This is a genomic window from Cellulophaga algicola DSM 14237 (assembly GCF_000186265.1).
Taxonomy (GTDB): domain Bacteria; phylum Bacteroidota; class Bacteroidia; order Flavobacteriales; family Flavobacteriaceae; genus Cellulophaga; species Cellulophaga algicola.
Genome location: NC_014934.1, coordinates 3,427,308 through 3,450,812, shown reverse-complemented (window position 1 = coordinate 3,450,812; position 23,505 = coordinate 3,427,308). Strand labels below are relative to the sequence as shown.

The 23,505-nt window shown below is 33.7% G+C and carries 27 protein-coding genes; 8 read left to right on the top strand and 19 right to left on the bottom strand.

Annotation, left to right across the window (positions count from 1 at the left end):
• The first annotated feature begins 38 nt into the window (after positions 1-38).
• Positions 39-425, top strand: coding sequence for a DUF983 domain-containing protein (locus tag CELAL_RS15020; protein ID WP_013551742.1), 387 nt, complete (start codon positions 39-41; stop codon positions 423-425).
• A 42-nt stretch (positions 426-467) separates the two neighbouring features.
• The gene (locus tag CELAL_RS15015; protein ID WP_013551741.1) at positions 468-2,117 is read left to right on the top strand and encodes a SulP family inorganic anion transporter; all 1,650 of its coding nucleotides are present in this window, start codon (positions 468-470) and stop codon (positions 2,115-2,117) included.
• A 64-nt stretch (positions 2,118-2,181) separates the two neighbouring features.
• Here CELAL_RS15015 and fabF read toward each other — a convergent pair whose 3' ends face one another.
• From fabF to CELAL_RS22870, 5 genes are all read right to left on the bottom strand, one after another.
• Positions 2,182-3,429, bottom strand: coding sequence for a beta-ketoacyl-ACP synthase II (fabF, locus tag CELAL_RS15010; protein WP_013551740.1), 1,248 nt, complete (start codon positions 3,427-3,429; stop codon positions 2,182-2,184).
• Positions 3,430-3,450: 21 nt separating this feature from the next.
• On the bottom strand, positions 3,451-4,692 hold the full coding sequence (locus CELAL_RS15005) for an aminotransferase class I/II-fold pyridoxal phosphate-dependent enzyme (protein ID WP_013551739.1): 1,242 nt from the start codon (positions 4,690-4,692) through the stop codon (positions 3,451-3,453).
• 90 nt (positions 4,693-4,782) lie between these two features.
• On the bottom strand, positions 4,783-5,379 hold the full coding sequence (locus CELAL_RS15000; protein ID WP_013551738.1) for a methyltransferase domain-containing protein: 597 nt from the start codon (positions 5,377-5,379) through the stop codon (positions 4,783-4,785).
• Complete coding sequence (locus tag CELAL_RS14995; RefSeq protein WP_013551737.1) at positions 5,376-5,750, bottom strand: glycine cleavage system protein H; 375 nt, start codon at positions 5,748-5,750, stop codon at positions 5,376-5,378. The genes CELAL_RS15000 and CELAL_RS14995 overlap by 4 nt, the downstream gene beginning before the upstream one ends.
• Positions 5,751-5,795: 45 nt before the next feature.
• Positions 5,796-6,017, bottom strand: a complete 222-nt coding sequence (locus tag CELAL_RS22870; RefSeq protein WP_013551736.1) for a GDCCVxC domain-containing (seleno)protein — start codon at positions 6,015-6,017, stop codon at positions 5,796-5,798.
• A 205-nt stretch (positions 6,018-6,222) separates the two neighbouring features.
• Here CELAL_RS22870 and CELAL_RS14990 point away from each other — a divergent pair, with 205 nt between their 5' ends.
• The 4 genes from CELAL_RS14990 to CELAL_RS14975 all read left to right on the top strand — a co-directional run bounded on the left by CELAL_RS14990 (position 6,223) and on the right by CELAL_RS14975 (position 10,417).
• Positions 6,223-6,903 carry a Crp/Fnr family transcriptional regulator gene (locus CELAL_RS14990; protein ID WP_013551735.1) on the top strand — a complete coding sequence of 227 codons (681 nt, stop codon included), beginning with the start codon at positions 6,223-6,225 and terminating at the stop codon, positions 6,901-6,903.
• Positions 6,904-7,268: 365 nt separating this feature from the next.
• Positions 7,269-7,487 (top strand): hypothetical protein, encoded by a 219-nt coding sequence (locus CELAL_RS14985; RefSeq protein ID WP_013551734.1) that lies wholly within the window; start codon positions 7,269-7,271, stop codon positions 7,485-7,487.
• A gap of 15 nt (positions 7,488-7,502) precedes the next feature.
• The gene (locus tag CELAL_RS14980; RefSeq protein WP_013551733.1) at positions 7,503-7,868 is read left to right on the top strand and encodes an arsenate reductase family protein; all 366 of its coding nucleotides are present in this window, start codon (positions 7,503-7,505) and stop codon (positions 7,866-7,868) included.
• A 161-nt stretch (positions 7,869-8,029) separates the two neighbouring features.
• Positions 8,030-10,417 (top strand): glycoside hydrolase family 15 protein, encoded by a 2,388-nt coding sequence (locus CELAL_RS14975; protein WP_013551732.1) that lies wholly within the window; start codon positions 8,030-8,032, stop codon positions 10,415-10,417.
• Positions 10,418-10,554: 137 nt separating this feature from the next.
• On the opposite strand, the gene CELAL_RS14970 is transcribed toward CELAL_RS14975, so the two are convergent.
• Positions 10,555-11,088 carry a hypothetical protein gene (locus CELAL_RS14970; protein ID WP_013551731.1) on the bottom strand — a complete coding sequence of 178 codons (534 nt, stop codon included), beginning with the start codon at positions 11,086-11,088 and terminating at the stop codon, positions 10,555-10,557.
• A gap of 58 nt (positions 11,089-11,146) precedes the next feature.
• Positions 11,147-11,674 carry a general stress protein gene (locus CELAL_RS14965; protein ID WP_013551730.1) on the bottom strand — a complete coding sequence of 176 codons (528 nt, stop codon included), beginning with the start codon at positions 11,672-11,674 and terminating at the stop codon, positions 11,147-11,149.
• Positions 11,675-12,180: 506 nt separating this feature from the next.
• On the opposite strand from CELAL_RS14965, the gene CELAL_RS14960 reads away from it, so the two are divergent.
• Positions 12,181-12,369, top strand: coding sequence for a hypothetical protein (locus CELAL_RS14960; RefSeq protein ID WP_013551729.1), 189 nt, complete (start codon positions 12,181-12,183; stop codon positions 12,367-12,369).
• A 158-nt stretch (positions 12,370-12,527) separates the two neighbouring features.
• Here the strand turns inward: CELAL_RS14960 and CELAL_RS14955 are convergent, their stop codons facing one another.
• The 12 genes from CELAL_RS14955 to clcA form a co-directional block, all read right to left on the bottom strand.
• On the bottom strand, positions 12,528-13,736 hold the full coding sequence (locus tag CELAL_RS14955; RefSeq protein WP_316928357.1) for a cation:proton antiporter: 1,209 nt from the start codon (positions 13,734-13,736) through the stop codon (positions 12,528-12,530).
• Between the two features lie 417 nt (positions 13,737-14,153).
• On the bottom strand, positions 14,154-14,534 hold the full coding sequence (locus CELAL_RS14950) for a hypothetical protein (RefSeq protein ID WP_013551727.1): 381 nt from the start codon (positions 14,532-14,534) through the stop codon (positions 14,154-14,156).
• 11 nt (positions 14,535-14,545) lie between these two features.
• Entirely contained in the window at positions 14,546-14,860 is a 315-nt protein-coding gene (locus CELAL_RS14945) for an HPF/RaiA family ribosome-associated protein (protein WP_013551726.1), read from the bottom strand.
• Positions 14,861-15,787: 927 nt separating this feature from the next.
• On the bottom strand, positions 15,788-16,249 hold the full coding sequence (locus CELAL_RS14940; RefSeq protein ID WP_013551725.1) for a universal stress protein: 462 nt from the start codon (positions 16,247-16,249) through the stop codon (positions 15,788-15,790).
• A gap of 313 nt (positions 16,250-16,562) precedes the next feature.
• On the bottom strand, positions 16,563-17,021 hold the full coding sequence (locus CELAL_RS14935; protein WP_148229689.1) for a hypothetical protein: 459 nt from the start codon (positions 17,019-17,021) through the stop codon (positions 16,563-16,565).
• Positions 17,022-17,084: 63 nt separating this feature from the next.
• Positions 17,085-17,606 carry a lipid-binding SYLF domain-containing protein gene (locus CELAL_RS14930; protein WP_013551723.1) on the bottom strand — a complete coding sequence of 174 codons (522 nt, stop codon included), beginning with the start codon at positions 17,604-17,606 and terminating at the stop codon, positions 17,085-17,087.
• Positions 17,607-17,894: 288 nt separating this feature from the next.
• Positions 17,895-18,272, bottom strand: coding sequence for a hypothetical protein (locus CELAL_RS14925; RefSeq protein ID WP_041557753.1), 378 nt, complete (start codon positions 18,270-18,272; stop codon positions 17,895-17,897).
• A gap of 32 nt (positions 18,273-18,304) precedes the next feature.
• Positions 18,305-18,709: a hypothetical protein gene (locus tag CELAL_RS14920; protein ID WP_041557752.1), complete on the bottom strand. Its 405-nt coding sequence runs from the start codon at positions 18,707-18,709 to the stop codon at positions 18,305-18,307.
• Between the two features lie 391 nt (positions 18,710-19,100).
• Positions 19,101-19,532: a PepSY-like domain-containing protein gene (locus CELAL_RS14915; RefSeq protein WP_148229688.1), complete on the bottom strand. Its 432-nt coding sequence runs from the start codon at positions 19,530-19,532 to the stop codon at positions 19,101-19,103.
• A 45-nt stretch (positions 19,533-19,577) separates the two neighbouring features.
• The gene (locus CELAL_RS14910; RefSeq protein WP_013551720.1) at positions 19,578-20,147 is read right to left on the bottom strand and encodes an HdeD family acid-resistance protein; all 570 of its coding nucleotides are present in this window, start codon (positions 20,145-20,147) and stop codon (positions 19,578-19,580) included.
• Between the two features lie 200 nt (positions 20,148-20,347).
• Positions 20,348-21,055 carry a Crp/Fnr family transcriptional regulator gene (locus tag CELAL_RS14905; RefSeq protein ID WP_013551719.1) on the bottom strand — a complete coding sequence of 236 codons (708 nt, stop codon included), beginning with the start codon at positions 21,053-21,055 and terminating at the stop codon, positions 20,348-20,350.
• Between the two features lie 149 nt (positions 21,056-21,204).
• Positions 21,205-22,530 carry a H(+)/Cl(-) exchange transporter ClcA gene (clcA, locus tag CELAL_RS14900; RefSeq protein WP_013551718.1) on the bottom strand — a complete coding sequence of 442 codons (1,326 nt, stop codon included), beginning with the start codon at positions 22,528-22,530 and terminating at the stop codon, positions 21,205-21,207.
• A 196-nt stretch (positions 22,531-22,726) separates the two neighbouring features.
• Between clcA and CELAL_RS14895 the strand changes: the two genes are divergently transcribed.
• On the top strand, positions 22,727-23,503 hold the full coding sequence (locus CELAL_RS14895) for an MlaE family ABC transporter permease (RefSeq protein ID WP_013551717.1): 777 nt from the start codon (positions 22,727-22,729) through the stop codon (positions 23,501-23,503).
• Positions 23,504-23,505: the final 2 nt, after the last annotated feature.

The following is a 23,505-nucleotide window of genomic DNA, read 5'->3' as shown; positions in this document are numbered from 1 at the left end:
ACAAAAAAAATAACTATCATGATTTAGAATGATTGTAGATGAAAAAAGGAACCAAAAGTTATAGTATTTTAAAATTAAAATGTCCACGTTGTCAAATAGGAAATTTATTTTATAATCCCGGATTATTTGTAGTTAAAGACATCCTAAAGATGCCCGATAATTGTCCTCATTGCAAACAAGATTTTAAGCTTGAGCCTGGATTTTATTCTGCTGCCTTATGGATTAGCTATCCTATTGTACTTCTAATTTTCATCCCATTAATTTCTTTGGGATTAGTCGTAAATAGCATGCATAGCTTTTTCAAATATATATTTCCATTTATTGTACTATTTAGTTTTATGTTACAAATTCCTTTAATGCGTATTGCAAGAGCTATTCTATTGCATATGACCATCACTTACAGGCCAAATGGTAAGATAGAATAAACGCTTAAAAGGAACACGAATAAAATAATCAACGAGTAAGCAATGCGCAAAGAATTTACACCCAAATTATTTTCTCTTTTAAAACAGGGCATCTCAAAAGAAACCTTAACTAAAGATATCCTGTCGGGGTTAATTGTGGGGATTGTTGCTTTACCATTGGCTATTGCTTTTGCTATTGCCTCTGGTGTTTCTCCCGAAAAAGGGATTTTAACTGCAATTATTGCAGGTATCATTATTTCTACTTTTGGAGGAAGCAGAGTTCAAATTGGAGGACCAACAGGTGCTTTTATTGTAATTGTTTATGGTATTGTGCAACAATACGGCACAGACGGACTTACCATTGCTACTTTTATGGCTGGTTTTATTATTATTGGCTTTGGTTTAGCTCGACTAGGAAATTTACTAAAATACATCCCCTATTCTCTTATTGTAGGTTTTACAAGTGGTATAGCTCTTATTATTTTTTCTACTCAAATCAATGATTTTTTCGGACTTCATATTGAAAAAGTTCCCGCTGATTTTATAGATAAATGGATGGTATATTTTAGCAATTTTGACCGTATAAACTGGTATGCTATTGCTATTGCTATCGCCACTATATTTATTACACTCTATTTCCAAAAATTAGTTAAAAAAGTCCCTGGATCTATCGTTGCCATACTATTATCTACTCTAGCTGTGGTATTGTTTGATATTCCTGTGGATACTATTGAAAGTAATTTTGGGACAATTCCCAATAAATTAGGGCTCCCCCATGTTCCAGAGGTTAATTTCGAGACGATTAAAGCGCTTATTCAACCGGCATTTGCCATTGCCATATTAGGGAGTATCGAGTCTCTCCTTTCTGCTGTAGTGTCGGATGCTATGATTGGCGGAAAACACCGTACAAATATGGAATTGGTAGCACAAGGAGCGGCAAATATAATGTCATCTCTCTTTGGTGGAATTCCCGCTACAGGCGCTATAGCGAGAACAGCTACTAATGTAAAAAATGGAGGACGAACACCTATTGCAGGTATCGTTCATGCTATAGTCTTATTAGCTATTATGCTTTTATTTGTTCCCTATGCAAAATTAATACCTATGCCATGTCTTGCTGGGATTTTAATGGTTGTAGCCTACCACATGAGTGAATGGAAACAATTTAAATCTATTCTAAAAGGCAATAGAATGGATGTCATTATTTTACTAACCACGTTCTTTCTTACGGTAATCTTTGATTTGGTTATTGCCATAGAAATTGGAATCGTTTTATCCAGTTTTATGTTTATGAAAAGAATGAGCGAATCTGTTAAGATTAAAGGATTTTCATCCGAAATTGGTAATGATGAAGATCTTTTTGACGAAGAAATGCTAGATATTCCTAAGGGAGTTATTTTATATGAAATTAACGGACCTCTATTTTTTGGAGCAGCCAGACAATTTCAAGAAACCATTACCAATACACATTTTCAGCCTAAAGTAATTATTATAAGAATGCGCTACGTTCCATTAATAGATGCTACAGGATACCAGAGCATTAAAGAAATAATAAAAACCTATAAGGCACGGAAAATAAAGGTTATAATTTCCGGTGTTGGAAAAGACTTGAGAAAAGATTTTGAAAAAAACGAAGTTTTTTTATGTATAGAAAGCGAACTTGTTGTTGAAGATATACATACCGCCATTAAAAAAGCTAAAGAAAATTTATAAGGAATTACTTAATAATAAAAAGAGCAGGAAGGCTATATCCTAAATCATAGTCTTCCTGCCTTATTTATTCATTATATTTTTTGAGTAATACAGCGGCACAATGGCCTCCGAATCCAAAATTGTTACTCAAAGCATACTCCACAGTTTTACTTGTTTTCGCTCCAAGTGTCACCTTAAAACCTGGAGCGATTGCAGCATCCATTACTTTTGTATTCATGGTGGGTGGAATTAAATCTGTATGTATTGACAAACATGTAGCTATAGCTTCAATGGCACCTGTACCCCCCAAGAGATGTCCTGTCATAGACTTTGTTCCGCTAATACTAATAGTGTCCAAACTATCCTTAAAGAGCGTTTCAATAGCTTTTGCTTCCGATAAATCTCCAGGACCTGTAGAAGTAGCATGTGCATTAATATAATTCACCTCTTTTGGTAAAATTCCGCCTTCTCTTAACGCTTCTTTCATAGCCAGATATGCACCTATTCCTTCAGGATGGGTATTGGTAATATGGTAAGCATCGGCCGTCTCCCCGCCACCAATAATTTCAGCATATATTTTAGCATCTCGCTTTAGTGCGCTTTCCAAACTCTCTACCACTAATGCACCTGCACCCTCACCAAGAACAAAACCATCACGGGTCTTGCCAAATGGTCTAGATGCTGTTTTAAAATTTTCATTGTTCGTAGATAAAGCTTTCATAGCATTAAACCCGCCAACGGCAGACTGGTTGATAGGCGCTTCGGAACCACCAGATATAATGATATCTGCTTTTCCCCATCTAATATAATTAAATGCCTGAATTAGGCCATTAGTGGAAGAAGAACATGCGGTAACTGTACACGTATTTACACCTCGTAAACCATATTTAATAGAAAGAGAACCCGCTAAACTATTTGCTATGATTTTAGTAATAAAAAAGGGATTAAATCTTGGATTAAATTGATCTTGACTAAATGCTATGATATCTTTCTCTATGGTTTCAAAGCCACCTATCCCGCTGGAAAAAATGACGCCAATTCTATCGGTATCCAATTTCTCAAAACATAAATTAGCATCTTTTATCGCTTCATCTGCGGCTATCTGGCCATATTGATTAAATCGGTCTAATTTTCGACTTTGCTTTTTATCAAAATAATTTAAAGCATCATAATCCTTTAGCTCACAAGCAAAATCTGTTTTAAATTTTGTGGTATCAAATCGGGAAATTTTACCAGCTCCCGACACCCCATTAAGCAAATTATTCCAATAGCTTTTTACATCATTTCCTATAGGAGTGATAGCCCCTACTCCCGTTATTACTACTCGCCTCATCTTAAAATATTTTATAGATTATTAAATAGTCATCTCAACCTTTTGTTTGTAATGACCATCAACCAATTTTAATTTTATTTCACTGAAAACGCTTATGGTCCGTTCAACATCTTTTAAAGTATGTTCTGCGGTTGGAATTAATCGTAATATAATCATCCCTTTTGGTACCACAGGATACACAACCATAGAGCAAAAAATATGGTGATTTTCACGTAAATCACTCACCAAGGCTGTGGCTTCATCAATGGTTCCGTTTAAATATACCGGAGTAATTGGCGAATTTGTATTGCCTATATCAAATCCTGCATTAGTTAATCCTTTTTGTAAGGCTTCTGTGGTTCGCCATAAACGTTCTCTTAATAGAGGTCGTGTACGTATTAATTCAAGTCGTTTTAAAGCCCCAAAAACCATGGGCATAGGCAATGCTTTCGCAAATATTTGAGACCGCATATTATATTTAAAGAACATAATTGCTTCTTTAGTGCTTGCCATAAATGCGCCTATTCCCGCAAATGATTTCGCAAAGGTGCCAAAGTAAAAATCAATGCCGTCCTGCACACCTTGTGCTTCACCTGTTCCTGCACCTGTTTTTCCCATACAACCAATGCCATGTGCATCATCTACCAATAATGAAAAGCTATACGTATCTTTTAAAGCTATAATTTCTTTAAGTTTCCCTTGATCACCACGCATACCAAAAACTCCTTCGGTAATCACTAAAATTGCCCCATTGGTTTTTTCTACTATTTTTTGAGCACGACGTAATTGTTTTTCACAATCTTCAATATCGTTATGTTTAAAAACAAAACGTTTCCCCATATGCAACCGTGCACCATCAAGAATACAAGCATGAGATTCTGCATCATATACAATAACATCATTTCTATCTACCAAACTATCAATTATAGATACCATCCCTTGATACCCATAGTTTAAAAGGAAAGCATCTTCTTTACCTACGAACTCAGAAATTTCAGCTTCAAATTTTTCGTGGAGCTTTGTATTACCGCTCATCATTCTCGCTCCCATAGGATAGGCTAGTCCATAACGTCTTGAACCTTCGTTATCGGCTATTCTTACTTCTGGATGGTTTGCTAAGCCTAGATAATTATTTAGACTCCATACTAATTTCTCTTCACCATTAAACATCATTTTATTACTTATTTCCCCTTCAAGTCTTGGGTACGCATAATACCCATGAGCATAGTGTGCATGTTCACCTAATGGGCCAAGTCGTGTTTGTAGTTTCTCAAGTATATTCATAAATTATATTTAAAAATTAATCGGAATGTTCTTATCTTATTTGATTTCAAATAAATGGGTAATCATGGCTTTTTAATAGCTAGCACTTAATCAAAACTTCTTTTCCCAAAAATTAAGTTTACCATCAAAAGCTGTTAGTTCTAAATCAAAACCTTCAGGAATTTCTAACCAATCACTCCAATACGTAACAAGGCGTGTTCCTACAGGAGTTTTTTTTAATTGATTTTTCACGTATTCTGAATATGTAAAATATAATTTTTCCTTAAGAGGTATCGCTGTATCAATGGCAAAAAAATTTCCCATATTTTCATAAAAAGAATTATAAAAATAAAAGGAATCATACTGCGAAAAAGAGATTTTTGTAATGTTAGAATGAATAAATTCTACATTTTTTATGTGATGTGTTTTCGCAATTCTTTGAGACAGCTTTACAAGTCCCTCTCGTTGCTCCACACCATAGAAAAGACCATGTGTGGAAGCGGCGCCTACCAAACAAAATTTTCCTGCCCCAGAGCCAATATCTAAAATTTTACATTTTGGCTTAACGACCAAATAATCGGCCGCCAATTTGGCTACTTCCACTGGTGTCCAATGACATTCAGAAAGCTTTTTTATGGGTAGAGGATAAAGCGTATTGAAAAGAGTATCTTCTATATCAATTTTTAATTGTAAATTTTTAAATATCATTTTGTCAACTGTATATACTCTTCAAAAGTTAATAAGGAAACAGTATCTATTTTTGCGGTTAAAATAGCAAACCAGTATTTATAAGGGGCCGTATTCACGTATGCGGTATACTTCTGTAAGCCGCTATTTTTCTCAATAATTTTACAATCAAAGGGAGCAATTAAATGGAACGTATCATTGGTTCCATAAACAACACCCCAAGTAGCTCCTTTTTTTAGAACGTTTTTATTCTTACTTAGTTCAATAATATCAATAACACCTATTTCTTTTTGACCAAAATCGGTTATCCCTACACAAAAATCATATAGCCCTATCTTCTGTAACCAAAGATGATGTTTTGTATAATAGATATTTTTAGGAACCTGCATCATCGTTTCTATATTTTTGAAATAGTTTTTAGATCTAGGTAATTGATATTACTTTCGTTGGCTATTCTTTATTTTTTTTTGTGTTTTCGGACATAGAACGTCGCTATAGGTGCAATAAACACAGCAATCATTTGTATTATTTATTCCAAAAACAGTATTACAAGAAACACACTTACTATTAATATGCTTGCCTATCTGTGGCATTTTTTGCTTGTATTTAGAACCGCAAACAGGGCAGTTCAGAACAGCTTCTCTATTAATTTTTGACATTTTATATCCTTTAATTTTTTGTAACTATGTGCGGTATTCTAGAGCGGATTTCGTAGTTTACAAAAGATTGATACAATAGTTTATTTGTGGAGTACAAAAGTAGTCGACATAAAACAACCCTGGTTGACTGAAGTCTTGATCAAAATTGATTTAAATCAATTTTTAAATTAAAAAGTAAATTAAGATTTAACTTTGTTGCTCATTTATGATAGCTAAATTCACATTCAATAGTCAATATATTTTAAGCGAATTACCTTCACAGGATAGGGATTTCCTTGAAAATATAATGGTTGATAAAAAGTATCGTAAAAACCAGCCTATATTTACGGAAGGTACATTGCCCTCTGGTATTTTCTACTTACAGAAAGGTAAAGTTAAAAAATATAAAATGGATAATGATGGGAGAGAACAGATCATATACATTTATAATGCTGGCGAGTTTTTCGGTTATTCTTCGGTATTAAGTGAAAGTAGTTACGGAGATACAACAGTTGCTATAGAAAACGCTTTAATCTCATTTATAACGATAAATGATTTCAATGAAATATTAAAAAACTCTTCTTCATTTTCTCGATTATTATTAAAAAGCTTAAGCCATGAATTCAGTGTGTTAGCAAATCTTATGGCCGTTTTATCTCAACGTACTGTAAGGGAGCGTGTAGCTCTTAATCTACTAATCTTACACGACAAATATAAAGTTGATGATATGCCTAATACATACATTTCACTTTCTAGATCTGATTTAGCAAATATGGCTGGGACAGTAGTTGAAACTTTGGCTCGTGTACTTCATGATTTTAAACACGATAAGCTCATTGCTACAAACGGACGTAAAATTCAGCTGCTAAATATTGAAAGCCTTGTTCAAGTGGCCAATTTTTATTGAGAAACTTCTTTTTTTTCTTTAAAAAAATAATGTTAGAAGATAGCTATCTTTCATAGCGAATATAGTGCTGCTGATACTCGTAACAGGAAGTACTTATATTTCTAAATTTATTTTTTTTCAAATTAAGGTCTAAGTAGCACCCAGGGTATAAATTTACTGTCATTTCTATTTTTTTTATTTCGATAAGGCTCACTATTTTTTCCTGAGTAAATATTTAAAGGCTTGCTAATTAGTTATCGCTCAATTCCCTTTTATTTAGTATGACCTAAATCATAGTTTCGGATAAGTCACTACACTACTTTTATATCTTGATTAATCCTATTGATGCATATCACTAAAGGTGACCTAAATTAAAACGCATTCTAATGAAAAATTTACATACAATCCTTAATGAGATTACCCAACTTACTACAAATATTGAAACCAATTACCCAGAACTCTATCGCTCATTAGATGAGAACCCGATGACCTTACCTGACAATGCCCATCCTCATATGGACAAAATAGTAATGAAGGAATATCTTGAAAGCCTTAAGGAACTATTAGAACATTACTTAGAAGAAGAAAAAACAAAGAATAATTAGTTTAAAATCAAGATTATGGGTGAAATTGCTACGTCAAAAAGACAAATTACCTTATATTACAATCCAGAATCCACACGAGGTAAACAAACCTTGGCCTATGCCAAAGCAGAGGGTTTGAAAATTCTAGAAATAGATATTTTAAAAACAAAACTAACAGGCACCCAACTAGTAGAACTTGCGGATCGTTTACATCTAGAGGTTGCCGATCTTGTAAATCAAGATCATACGTCTTATAGAAAGCTCTTTGAACACCATACTTTTTCTACAGATGATTGGATAAAAATGATCCAGCACAATCCTGAAATTATGATGGAACCCATAGCGCTACGTGGTAATAAAACTATTTTCATAGAAACACCAAGCGACATCATTAAGATATAAGAATTTGTTTTTGTGGGTTGTTAAAATTAAAAACATACTGATGTAAATTAGAAATGTACGCATCCACATGAAGTTAGCTTTCTGCTTTAAATGTAAATAAATAGGTGTTGAAAATACTATATATAACAGAGACAGGAGTACATTAATAATCACTCTTAGAAATGACGATCAAAAATATCCCTCAAGAATCTGGAGCACCGGGAGCACCGGGAATGGAATCAAAATGGAGTTCAAGTGCTAAATCGGGTATCGGTAAGGCGTTAAATGCATCTTCTAATGTAACACTAACCATTAGTCACGGTATTCTAAACGAAGCGTATTACCCACAAGAAGATATTGCATGTATGCGCGATATGGGTTTCATTGTTACTGATGGTCATGAGTTTTTTTCTGAAGAGAAAAGAGATACAAGACAAACCATTTCAACAATTGAGAATGGCATTCCTGCGTATAAAATCATTAATTATGACACTTTTGATAAATATCAAATAACCAAAGAAATTATTGTCGACCCTTTTAGAAATAGCATCTTACAACAGGTAACTTTTGAACAGAAAGACAAGAATCTCCCCTTACAGCTTTTCGCTCTCTTAGCCCCACATTTAAATAATGAAGGTTCCAACAACACTGGTTGGATAGGAGAATACAAAGGTGTTCCTATGTTGTTTGCACAAAATGGAGCTATCGCTTTGGCTATGGCTTGTTCTGCAAAATGGCTGAAACGCTCAGCGGGATATGTAGGAACATCTGATGGCTGGACTGATATTAGGCAACACGGAATAATGAGGTGGGAGTTTGACCATGCCAATGATGGGAATGTTGCGTTAACAGGAGAAATAGATCTTTCTGATCAAGATTTTGTAGTAGCAATAAGTTTTGGAAGAACCCATCTGGAAGCTGCCAACCATGCAAGAGCAAGTCTTTTAGATGGTTTTGACACTGCAAAAAGAAGATATATTGAGGAATGGAAAAACTGGCAGGAATCTCTCTACAAACTTCCTGCTCAGAATTTTATGATTAGCGCAGCAATGCTGCGAATGCATGAGGCTAAAAATTTCCCTGGCGGTATTATTGCCAGTCTTTCAATTCCTTGGGGAGAAACTAAAGGCGATGCTGACAAAAGTGGATACCATGTAGTATGGCCACGAGACTTAGTAGAGAGTGCAGGTGGTTTTCATGCCCTAAAAACTAAAGCTGATGTTTCTCGTATTGTAAATTATTTAATGTCTACCCAAAATGCAAATGGTAGTTGGCCACAAAACATGTGGCTACATGGAGAACCCAACTGGAACGGCCTACAAATGGATCAGGTTGCCCTACCGATACTGGAAATGCTCAAAGGGTATTTACGGAATACTATAGGCAAGCATCGAATGACTAGATATTGGCCTTTAGCTAAAAAAGCCATTATATTCCTATTAGTAAACGGGCCATTTACACAACAAGATCGTTGGGAAGAGGAAAGTGGTTTTTCTCCCTTTACCATTGCAGCAGAAATAGCGGCACTACTTGCTGGCGCAAAACTTGCAGAAATTAATGGAGAAAAAGACTTTGCCATATACTGTAGAGAAACTGCTGATTGTTGGAATGAAACTATAGAATTTCGCACCTATGTTACGGATACTCCCTTAGCTCGAAAAATTGGTGTGGAAGGATATTACATCCGTATAAACCCGTTTACCAATATACCTGCTTCCGAACTTGGCAATAGGACAATGGAATTGAAAAATCATCATTATGGTAAGGGAACAGTAAAAATTAATGAACTGATAAGTGTAGATACTTTGGCCTTAGTACGGTTTGGGATACGTGATCCCAATGATCCTAAAATATTGAACACCTTAAAAGTAATTGATGCTCAGTTAAAGGTTAACACCCCACATGGTCCCTGCTGGTACCGCTATAATAATGATGGCTATGGCGAACAAAAAGATGGAGATCCGTATGATGGAACAGGAATAGGCCGCCCATGGCCTCTACTTTCTGGAGAAAGAGGTCATTATGAAGTAGCCGCAGGTAATATAGAATATGCCAATACTCTTTTACAGGCTATGGATGGCTTTGCTAATAACGGCCTTTTGCCCGAACAGATTTGGGATACCCACGACATCCCTGAAAAAGGGCTGTACTTTGGTGAGCATACGGGTTCTGCAATGCCGCTTACTTGGGCACATGCAGAATATATAAAACTCTGTGTTTCCATACATGATAAAAAAGTATTTGACATGCCTGAACAGACACAAGAACGTTATCTCTTAAAAAAGAAAATAGCTAAATTTCAAATATGGCGTTTTGATAACGGAATAAAAACAATCCCTAAAGGAAAAACCTTGAGAATTGAGACCTTTGCAGCATGCACGATTCATTGGACAGATAACGATTGGAAAACAACAGCCATAAAAGAATCTAAGAGTTTAACTATTGGCGTATTTGCAACGGATATTAAGCCTGAGAATAAAGAGTCTAGCTCATTACAATTTACATTTTATTGGAAAGAAGCAGACAAATGGGAAGGAAAAAATTATTTGGTTAACATTGACAATAGCTAATTTCAAAATAATCATAGCCTATCTATAAAAAAAATATTTTATTAAAAATTAGATTAAATAAAAAAAGTAGGCAGTTGTAGCTTTTAATTTTCTACTCCTCCCTACTTTTTGGTAATTATTGTAATAAACATAAAATATTAAGCTCTTTTATGATGATTTAAAATTTTGCCTTTGGCATTAGTATGAACTCTTATTTTCTTACCATGATTTTCAAGTACAATTCTATAACGTTGTTTTTCTTTACTATTCTTATATTGAACCATAGTATAGGTATCCTTTGCATAAGACCAACCTGGATAAGCCTTTGCTAATGAATGACGCACTGCTATAGGTAAGGCTAAATCCTTTAGGTGCTCGGTAGTATTTAGTAGATTACCCTCGCTATCATAAGTAGCAGTCATTTCATTCCCGTTACCTTTAAGAATAACTTGAAACGTATCATAATCTTCTAAAGATTCAATATTAGGGTTAAAGTAAACATCTCCTTCTACATACTCAACAGGTACGGCTTCATATTCTAATATTGCGTAATCTGGAAAATCTTCATCTATAGCTGCTACCACTATTTCAGGTACATCTTCTACTTTTATTTTTGCTCGATAGAGCATGTCTTGTGCGTAGCTCTGGAATGCAAACCCCAAGAGTACAACACTTAAAATTGTTGTTTTCATGTTTTAAAATTTTGATATATTAATTTCAGTTAAAAGTCTTTATTTTTTTTATGATTGATTAAGCAGGTACAGTTTCTCCGGAATGAAGATGAACTTCTGTGGTAGCCGAATCTGACATTATTTTTTTTGCTTGCTCCAAATCTTTAGAAGTACCATGAGCAATAACCAAGAATTTATCAGCCTTTAAAGCCGTCTCATAGCGTATAACACTATCTTTTGGTATTCCTACACCAAACAAAGCAGCTCCCAAGGCAGATAACCCTCCAACAATGACGGCTCCTTCTAGACCTCCAATCAATGACGATACAATAGGACCCGCTAACATTACTGGGCCAAGACCTGGTATTAGAAAAAATCCTGCACCAAAAATAAGACCCCAAATTCCTCCCCAGAAAGCACCTGCTGATCCCCAACTTTTCATTCTATCATCAGTATTGTAAAACCCAATAACCTTATCCTCTTCGTGATAATCCTTACCAACGATAGAAAGTTTTTTCATATTAAAACCTGAGTCTTGTAATTCCTTAACTACTTTTTCGGCTTCATTATGCGATTCGCATATAGCGACAGTAACTCCATTTTTCATATTATATGTATTAATTAGTTAAACTTAAATTCTAAGTAAAATTATGGGGACTACATTTCGCACTATGCTACTTTTGTAACAGTTCTCTTTAAATGCTCTAATTTTAATAATCAATTAACAGTAATAATGTCACTGCGCTCACCTCTTTAAAAATAAAAAATAGATTGAAGGTTAAAAGTCTCATATCCAGTACACAATATAATTAGTTACCCGTGGGTACTCTCTTTTGTGAAGAAGGTAAAATCTTATAATTTCAGGTAATAGATAGCTATTCTGATTGTGTATTTAGAATTATACCATGTTTCTTTAATGCCTACTTTTTTGTTGATTATTCCTAGAAAAAAAATAAGACCTAAGTGCAACAAAAGTAACACTACTTCTCTTTTAACTTACCTAACTTTAGCTTAGTATTAAGTCCTAGCTTAAGGACATAAAACATCTTCTATAATTAATTAGAGCGCGTAGACTTAATAAAACTAAATTAATAAACATTAAAAATCACTAGTATGATCCATGGAATTAATGAGCGCGACCAACTTGCAAGATTGCACGATCGCCACAAAAAATTATCACTTGATGTATATGATCATTTAAATGATCAAGAGGAAAAAGAAATGTTAGAAGCACATAAAGAACTAAAGAAAACAGAAAAGGAATTGGAAGACCTGCAAAAAAAATTATACCCTAAGAAATAAATACTAAAGTTAACGAACACGTTATGTTGAAGTATAACCTTTCTAGCTTGCTTCATTAATATTTTTTTTATAAAATTTCCTTACTTAATAATAGGAGAACTATTGGCTCTATTTTTTACCAAAATTATTGGGCGAATAGTTTAAAAAACACAAATCAATTACTTTGTTAACCTAACAATTACTTTTTCTAAAGTTAGTCCTTGTACAATTATAGAAAAAATTACGACTAAATAGGTAATGGGCACAATATTATCCCATGAAACTTCCTTAGGTAAAGAAAGTGCCATCGCTATAGAAATACCACCTCTTAGTCCTCCCCAGGTCATTATCAAAGAAGTTTTTGCATCAAAAGGCAACCATTTCTTCAGTAGTACAACCAAAGCACCTACCGATAGAAAGCGAGACAATACCACGACAAAGGCAGCTAATACTCCCACAATCAGAAGTTGTCCTGTAAAAGGAATCAACACAATTTCCAAACCAATCAGTACGAACAAAACCGCATTTGACAGGATATCTATCAACTCCCAGAATTTATCTACATAATCTAGAGTATTCTCCTTTTTCTCTTGGCGATAGGTTTTATTTCCTATGATAAGTCCGGCTACAACCATACTAATAGGGCCAGAAACTCCAACCTTCCCAGCTAAGGCATAGCCACCCATTACCATACCTAGGGTAATAAGAACTTCCGTTTCATAAGAGTTAATTTTTGAAATTGCTCTATGCGTCACACGCCCTAGCACATATCCAAAGAGTAACCCCCCTCCTATTTCAATTAAAAAATTTTTCGTGATACCTATTGGATCAATACCATCTAAGTTACCTGCATTGGCAAATTGTAATAAGGTCAGAAAAACAACGACTCCTACTCCATCATTAAAAAGACTTTCTCCAACAATGGTGGTCTCCATAGATTTTTTAATGCCAATTTTCTTCAAAATACCCATAACCGATATGGGGTCTGTCGGAGAAATTAAGGCCCCAAATAGTAAACAATGCATTAATGGTAAAGGCATACCGATACGTTCCAATACCCAGAAAAAAATACCTCCCACCAAGGCTGTAGATAGCAACACACCGAAACTAGAAAAAGCTACTATTTTCCATTTTTGTGATTTTAGCTCATTAAAATTTACGTGTATTGCTCCTGCAAAGAGCATAAAACTCAATAAGCCTTCCATCAATAATTTTTTAAAATCAATTGTTCCTACAATATCTTTCTCAAATTTAATTAGATCGGGAAATAGTTTTGATAGCCCAAGTACTCCCAAGGAAAAAAGGATGGAAATAATCATAGTCCCAATGGTTGTCTGCAATTTTAAGAACCTAGAATTAAGATAGGCAAAAATGGAAACTAGTACCATCAGTATACTAATAATAGTAAATAAATCCATGTATTAAATTAAGCTATAAGCATTTATACTAGACTGATTAAATTTATCACATACATTGAATTCTTATTCTTTTTCGGTGTACTTAAAAAGCAATAAAAACTCCCTTTAACAGCGGTATTGAATCAAACTATTTTTTAAAGTAAAAAGGAGTCCAACAACCCCGAATCTTACTATTATTATCCTAATTATAAAAATCATTCCTGCACAAGGAAAGTTGAATATTTAAACAACAATCCTTATACAGGAACGAATTAGGCGGCAATCCGTACGATTACACAAGTAAACAAGCAATTAACCTAAAAAAATGTAGTTGCCGTATTTTATTTGTTCATACACTATACGACCCTTTAATTATATAGGAACTGCCTTTATTTTTGTTCCTATGATTTATATTGTTTCAAAATGACTTTTCACAAAGGCATTTTTTTCATTATCCGTCATTTTATCTGCTGCTTCGATATCAATTTTTACATCTTTAAAATGTAAATTTTTATTTAAGTAATTGTGTAATTCTACTTTTGCATTTGTTGGTCCAAATAAAAGTACGTGAGTATATTTTAAAATTTTAGCTCCAATTTCTTCATAATATTCTTCTTGCATTTGCTGTCTTTTATTATGCATTAAACTTTCGCTTTTAATTAAAGCATCTTCCTTTACATCTGTCGTGAATTTTGAGACAATTATGCGGCATTCATCTTTTGAATTTAAATCAATTAGGTGTGCCGTTGCATGATCCATCCAAATTCCTAAGTTGTTATTTGTTTTCATAAATATAGGTTTTAATGTTTTTTTAATTTTCCAAGAATGCTTTCTACAGCGGTTTTTATTTTATGAATAGCACCTGTTAATGCAAGATCCATAGTCTCTGCTTGATTGGTAACAGCAATGGGCTGCCTACCCTCAAGTCTAGCTTCTATTAAACATGAAATATCATTAAATCCATCCTTTTTCCCATTTTCATCTTTTAAGTGAACTTCTATTCTAGTAATATGAGATTCGAACCTTTTTAAGGCTTCTTCAATTTGAGATGTAAAAAAATCTTCCGTTCTTTTTTCTCCAGAAATATTCTTGTCTGTATTTATTTGAATTATCATTTATTATAGTTTTTAATGTTCTTATTCTTATGTTTTTATGAAACCATTTAAAGCATCTAAATATTCTTTTAGTCCCTTGTTATTTATCTGTTTTTTTTCATTGTTTGGGAAATTTTAAGGTATTTTATTCCTGTATTTAATTAATTCTAGATATTCGTCTTGAATTTTTATGATTGTAAAACGAATATTCTTATTAAGACAATGTTGATATTCCATTTCCTATATATGCTTAAAAAAAAATAAAGTATTTTAAATTTTAAACTGCTTCTCATAATTGCATAATAAAATGACCAGACCAAGCGTGTTGTTTAATTTCTAATTTTTCTGAGGAGAACACTACTATGATTCGCAACTGTATAATACTCGGCTCGCTGATAATTTACATCTTGATGACACGCTACTTCTGTTAAATGATTTTTTACAGCAGTCCATAAATAGCATAATGCTCTTGTGTGATATTTAGTACATTTCAAATTATGTCTATGGAACTTTTTTAAATAGTTCTTTCCGTGTTTTTCCTTATTTATTGCGTTTTATTAATTGTTCATGTATAGTATAGGGCTTGAATGTTCAAACATCGCCAATATTGTCTTAAAAGAAATAACTTATATTAAATTAGCTTAAAGCTTAACGACGCTTTTAACCCTAGATTTACCTATGCTTTTTTTATTTAGAGGCCTAGTTTGAGGATGGTCTGAACATTGCAGGTGCTACAGACAGCTGCTTAGAATGATATAGCTTTTATATAGGCTATTTAAATTTACACCGAACACCGCATAAACTAATTTAGAAGTATCACCACTATATCCGCTACTTTTAAATTTAAGCAAAATTCCGCAGCTATACCGATTCCTATCAACTAGATAAACCATAAGGCTGTTTATATGGTTTTCCAGAGAATAATAAGTACTCTACTTTACAGCTTTTTTATTGCTCAACTTTTGTGGGCACCACCAGCAAAGGTATTTTGGTATGCTTTACAATTTTCACAGCCGTATTGCCTAGCAACACATTCTCTAAGGAGCTTTGACTGTGCGTTCCTATTACCAACAAATCCATTTTATTCTCATCTAAGTATTCTAAAATAGCTACACCTGCTTCACCTTCTAAAACGGCTGTTTTTATCTTTCCTCCTCCTAAATGAGTTGCTGAATCTGACAGAAAATTTGATGCGCCCTCCATAAGTTCTTTTACCAATACTACAGAACCCGTATTGAAAGGACTAGTATAGCCCAAAAATGGAGAATAATCAATAGAATAATAAGGCGCATCCGAAATAACATGCACTAAAAAAATTTCCGCATTTAAGGCCTTAGCGTACTCATATCCTATTTTCCCTACTTTTTCCGCCGATGGATTATAATCTAAAGCAATACATATCCTTTTCATATTTTTTATTTTAAATAAATAGTAAATACCTTTTATTTTAAAAGGCAATTGATAAGTGTGATAAATTGCCTTTTAAGTTTTCACAAATAGGCAGCTATAAACGTTAATAGCAATTGGATGATTAAGAAACTTTGGAATCTTTTGCAAAAAATTTGACTCAATCATTATTAAAAAGCTTAGCAATTTTTTTAAATTGAATTGCCGAATAACAATTTAAATTCTAAGTGCATAAGGCTAAAAATAGCTACTCAAATAAATATAAAACCATTATAAAATACTTATCAAATTTTAGACTAGAATTATTTTTATGGCATCAATCTCTTCCTTTTATTTCAGTGAGCTGTAGGTCATACTTTAACAACCAATCCTTTATTTTTTTGGCAGAATCTTCATCAGTCATTGATGAATAATAATCTCCATCCGGAAGTTCTATCCATAAAGTTAACAATATTCCACTCTCTGAATAATTAGGAGAAAATCGAGTATGTAAGGTAACAGATTTATTATCTAACATTGGAAGAAGTACATGTTCACTCTCAAACTCTACATTGCCTTCTTTGGCAAAAACTAAATAAGTCTTGCCTTTATGTGATTCAATAAATTTCTGCCATTGATAATAGACATTGCTTTCATTCTGGCCAATTATATTGGCTGTAAAACTAGTTGCCATTTTATTATAAGGCATGCTCTGCTCCGTGATTTCGTAACTGTTTTGGGCGTGCCCCATGAACATGCAAAAAAGCATTAGCGTACCTATTAAAGATATTTTCATGATTCTTTCATTTTGTATTTATAATTTACAGCCATGGGAGAGAACCTTTAAGATATCTTCTTTCTAAAAAGAATGGTAGTTAAATTTTTGTCCGCCTACAGAAGCCTTCGCCATAAGTCCTGATTTGGGCACCGCAAAAACAGCAACACCTTCTTTATATTTAGCGTTTGCCGCTACACCCGATTTAAGAACTACCGCAGAAACTTGGGCTGAAAATTGAAATTTCCCTTCTTCAAATTCACGCACATCCTCTTCTGTTTCAAAAAATATAATTTCGATAATGGATTGACCTCCAGCTTGGAAACCAACATCCAATTTTTTAAGACCTGCCATACCTTTCGCCTTGTCATTTTGATACAGCACCCCATTACCTGATGCGGCACCGACTATAAAACCACCCTCTCCAACATTCGGGAATAGGACATACCCTGCCGATTTTTCAAAAAAAGTATGGATACCAGCATCGACCTTTATCAATTCCTTTTTTGCTTTTGTGCCATCTTTTATAATTTTTTTATCTTTTTTTGTCTGAGCAGATCCAATAAACGTCATACTCAACATAAGTACCATTGTAATTAATTTCATTTTCTTTGATTTAAAGTGTCATTATTCTCGTCTCTTAGGATGTAGAACAGTTCCTTGACGTTACGTTTTAAAAACATATTTTACTAGAATAGATTTCTAATAATTCATACTATAAAAGTAAAGGATATTAGACTCGTAAAGTGCTACTTTAGTAGCACTTTCTTGTTAATTTAAAAATTGGTTATATGTCAAACTAAAAACCACCCCCTAAATCCAATAAATCTTGCGCTATTTAATAAAAAAAAATTTAACATCTTCAAATAGCCCCTTTTTAATACATTTAGAAGTCTATCTCTCATTAGCTTCAATACGTCCTATAGTACCCACAATGACCCTTAACTCAAAAGAATCTTTGATGAAAGGTCCATTAGTATACACTAATTTAAGGAAGTCCTCTCCGGTTCCAACTGTTTTAAATTCAAATGTAAACTCTGTACTTATATCGGTATCATTTCTGATAATTGGTTCTGTAAGTTTAATATGGTTATTCTTTGACACGATACTCCATTCATATTCTGATTGAACCGGCTCTTTTAGTTTGATGGTAAATACATCATCTTCGCTCAATTCAATAATACGACCATTGTCATTTTTCGTAATTGGTCTTCCACAGCCTATCGTTACAAGACCAATTGAAAGCAATATAAAAAAGGTTCTTTTTAGCATAAAATAGTTAAAATAAATATACCTACATGTTATCAAATAGGAAAACCATGACGCTGTTCATGTTTTTTTGATAGAAGATATCGGTATATTTTTTTCTTTAACTCCCTAACCTTATCCTTTAATTGACTTAGTGTTTTAGCTAATTTTTGGTGCCTTTCTAAATATAGTTCAGCGCTTGTTTTTGTATTGCCCATAATGAAACTAGATAAGTGTTTTTCATGATACGTTAGTTGATGAATAAAATCTATAATTAATCGATCCAAAACGGTGCTAATAGTATGAGCGATATCTTTATGCAATTGTTTCGCTAAATTGCTATAGTCTTCTTTACGTTTTACTAATTCTTCAAGTACATTAAACTCATCCAAATAGAATTCTACCTCGTGTATCCATTCCATGGTCTCAAAATGTAGCATACCAATTCTAGGCTTCATCATATTTTAAAAATTTATAGCTATTACACGGTTATCAGCTTAAAGTTAACAGATTAGGTAAATTAAAACTGTAACCTAAGTAGCAGAAACCTAGTATTTCCAATACATTTCTTTGTAAGTAGGAGCTTCATGTTTTTTTTGAGGTGTTCAATTACCTTTTTGTTATAATCTTTAACGTTTTCTCCCATGTCTAAGAATAAAATTCATCTGCCTTATTTGGAAGCCTACTTACGGCAGATTCTTCAAATATACTTGTCGCATTATACGCTGCTTCACAAGCAAATACAAATAGCGTTAAAGAAATAATCTTTCCTAGAATTTTAGAATTTATCACACGCTAAAACTTCCTTCTATTCAAGAGAACTATTGCTACTTTAGTTATATATACCTATGATTATACAAATAGCTGCTCTTTCATTTCTCCATTACTATTGTAACGCACTTTGTACTGTTTATTTCCTAGACGTATCAGAAACTCGTAAAAAACTCCTTCGGGTTTTCTTAGAATAAAAATATGCTTGACCTGATTTCTAGGATAATCCTTATTAAACTTTTTTTGTACCACCATAGGTACCGTACCTAATGGTAAATAAGAATGTGTCTCAATCCATTGTCCTCCGCTACTAAAAAGTGCAGTATGTTCTTTTTTCTCCCAAAGAAAAGATGCTTCCCAAATAGTGTTGTTCTTAAGCGTCCAAGTAGCATATAATGCTTCTGGAAATTTAATTTCAAAAGATTCGAGGATTTTTTTTCCAGGTAAATCCTGTTTAGATTCAATGGCCGCATATAACATGCCTGCCAAACTATGTTTTAGACTTCTTTTCAACTTCAAAATATTTAGAATGATAGTAAACGCTACTTAACGCTATAGCTAATCTCCTTCTTGATATAACTTATACCCTAAGGTTACCCTGTAGAGCCCCATAATAAAAAAAGAAAAGCTTACGGCATAGATTAAAGTCAATTCTCCAAAAAATGGATGGACGATAATGGCCATAGCAAACAGTAAGGTAAATATTGCCGCAGCTAATGTCCACCATTTATTTTCTCTAGATCTCTTTTTTAATTCACTATAAAAAAAGAATAATTGGAAAGATCTGAAAACAAGCCATATTCCCAGAAGTACTGGCAAAAGCTCAAGAGTTACTTTTTCATACCCTATTAAGAAAACACCAAAAACTAAGTCTATAAAAGCTCCTGTAAGTTTCAATGAAAATTTAGAAGATACGTTCCGTATAGTTAATGCATTGATGACTTCTAATAGTCCTGTAAATAGCATAAGAAAACTAAATACGAATGTTAGCGATAAATAAGTTTCAATAGGCGTATCTAAAAACCATAGAGCGCTGAAAATAAATATAATCCCTAATAGAATTTGTAACCACCAAAATTTAGGGTTGTGGAAAGATTGTTCTGTACTTGTATAAACTTGTGTAGCCATTATTGTTTATTTTAAGATTAACATTTAATGTATTACGCATTGTAAAATTAAATATCTTTGGCTACTAACTCTGCTACCAAAGTAGCAGTTAAAAGAATATATTTTAAAGAAATAAATCTAATAGGTATAATCTAAAATAGGTTCTAATAGTATTATTTTCTAAACAATGAATCTCTTTTGAAATAAAAAAAAATGATAAACTAAAAAATATATTTCTCTTGAGCAATTGAAACTAATAATAACCGATTCTGAACATCTATATGTTTACGTCGTACAGAAATAGCTCCACATTTTTTTAATTGTTGAATATGTCTATTCACTACAGGTCTTGTGGTTCCTATTAAACGAGCAATTTCATCGTTGGGAAGGTTATTTATAGTTTCTAATTTCTGACTCTCGTCATTCATATACATTAAAAGCAGGCCTGAAAGCCGCACAAGGGTGCTATGCAATGATATGTCAGTTGCTGCCTCCTCTAATCTACGCATTCTCTTCGCCATATAATGCATTAACGTATTCACCATAGTTGGGAGCGATACAATCCACTGACGAATCGTGTCTACATCAATTTTTAAAACTTCCAATTCGTCCATAGCTTCCCAATAGATATCGTGAGATTCTTCATCCATTAATTGCAGTAGATCAAACACATCTCCTTTTTTCAGTATAAAGATGGTATGCTCCCTGCCACTATTAGCATTAACCTTATACCCTTTAAGTCTTCCCGATACTATAAAGTGAAATGAATTTGTAAAATCGGAGCTATTTTTAAGCGTATTCAAACTCCACTTTTCAGGAACCATCTGGGCCAATAGTGTTTTCAAGGAAGTACTATGAACATCTAAAAAAAAAGAAGATGCTTTAAGTGATTCCAAGTATCGTACGAAGTGAGTGTTCTCTGGGCTCATAACTAAGGTATTTGAAATTATTTAATCAAAACTATGTTGTTTAAATTATTGATTCCCTGATATAGATCAGGTTCGAAAAATATTGATATTTTTTTCTCAGCATTTAGATTATTTTTGGATTTACATTGCAATTCCATCTTAAGCTGATATTAGAATTTTTCAGTCTGTAAAGCACGTTTCAACAGGGTTGCATATATAGGCGTATTGCCCAACATTGTAGTACATACGGATGCCGTTACCGCTGTAAAAATCAATGGTAATATCAACTCATAATTTGCTGTCATTTCTACAGAAAGCGCTAACCCCGTAAGTGGAGCCCTGATGGTGGAAGCAAAAATACCCGCCATACCGGCAACGCCAAAAATAGCAGGATCAGGTACAAGGTCTGGAAAAAAGTATTGCGCTATACCCCCAAAGAGCATTCCTAAAATTATCCCTAAGGTTATCAAAGGGGTAAAAATACCTCCAGGTACTCCTGAACCGTAACTAAGAATAGATAGAATAAAACGTACAACAAATAATGCCAGAAGAAATTTCAACGTAAAAGAACTATTATAAACGTGTGAAATGGTAGTGTAACCTGCCCCAATCATATCTTCTGAATATAAGCCTACGGCAGTAATAATAAAGGCCATACACAGCGCAATGGTAATATAGCTTACCTTCAGTTTTTTAAATAAATCTAAAGATTTAATTAAAAATTTATTAAACATAATTCCGACAACGCTAAGCACGAGGCCCAACAATACAAACAACCATATACCCGATAATTCTTCAAAGGTGAAAATAGTTGTTTTAAGAATTGGCCCACCTCCAACCAGTAATCGGACTACCATATCTGCAGAACCTGCACCAATCATAAGCGCCGCCACAGAATAAAAATTAAACTTAAAATGACCATTCATCTCTTCAATAACGAAAATTATTCCTGCAAAAGGCGCGTTAAAAGCACTTGCTAAGCCCGATGCCGCACCTGCCGAAATTAAAGGATTATCTTCTTCTACCGGTTGCTTAAAGATATCATCGGCCATTTTGCCTACATTAGCACCTATCTGAACGGTTGGTCCTTCACGCCCCAATAACAATCCACTGCTTAGAGAAAATAGCGAAGCGATGAATTTAACAGGTAAAACCTTGCGCCATCTAATTGGTCTTAAACCATCTAAAGCTCCTTCAATTTCTTGAATACCACTACCAGCAGTTTCAGGAGCATATTTTTTTACTAAAAATATTGAAAACCAAATACCGAAAAAAGTAAAAAGCATAGGCCATAGCCAGTCTTGCCAGCCCTGATCAATCTCACCTATTTGAAACGTTGTTCTAAACGTAGCTAAACGAGCAAGAATAAGCCTAAAAAGCGAACTTAAAAGTCCAGTACCCAAACCCACTAAAAGTGCAATAAATAAAAGTCTATACTTACTAACATCTAGAGCTACAAACCTATACCGTGCACGGGTTACTTTTCTATTGTTCATGGACTATCTTTAAACTAGTTTCTACTTAAGCATGGTGCGACAAAACTAAACATTGCTCATTAAATTGCGAATGACACAGATCAGTTCTTAAAAACATTATTAATTTATTTTATTAGGGATGACCCAAGTCATTCTAACTTCATTGGAGGTTCTTTAATTTTGAAGTTACTCACAGGTATAAATTCATACAATAGATTTGAAATTCAAGACGCCAAAAAAAATAAAGCAAGCGCTCACTGAGATTGGAGAACTCACCTATTTTTCGGGTCGTTTCTTTAGGGAAGCATTACGCCCGCCCTTTGAATTCAATGAATTTTTACGGCAATGTTATCAAATAGGGAACAGATCGCTAACCTTGGTTTTGGTTACAGGCTTTATAATAGGTTTGGTTTTAGATTTACAGTCACGACCAACAATGATTCAATTTGGGGCTATTTCTTGGATGCCCAATATGGTGGGAATTTCAATCGTACGCGAGCTGGGTCCTGTTATAACGGCTTTGGTCTGTGCTGGTAGAATTTCTTCGGGAATAGGTGCTGAACTAGGCTCCATGCGCGTAACCGAACAGATTGATGCTATGGAAGTCTCTGGTACCAATCCCTTTAAATATTTAGTAGTCACGAGGGTTATGGCTTCTATACTTATGCTTCCGTTATTGGTTATTTTAAGTGATGCCGTATCTCTTTTTGGTTCGGCCTTAATTGAAAACATAAAAGGAAACGTATCTTTTCAATTGTATTTCAATACCATTTTTGATGCCCTATCTTATACCGATTTAATCCCTGCCATCATTAAAACATTTTTCTTTGGTTTTGCTATTGGATTGGTTGGTTGTTTTAAAGGGTATTACTGTAAAAAAGGTACTGCAGGTGTTGGTATTGCCGCTAATACAGCGGTAGTAATGACCTCATTACTTTTATTTGTCATAGATTTTGTGGCTGTTTTTATATCCAACATATTTTTTGATGTGTAATG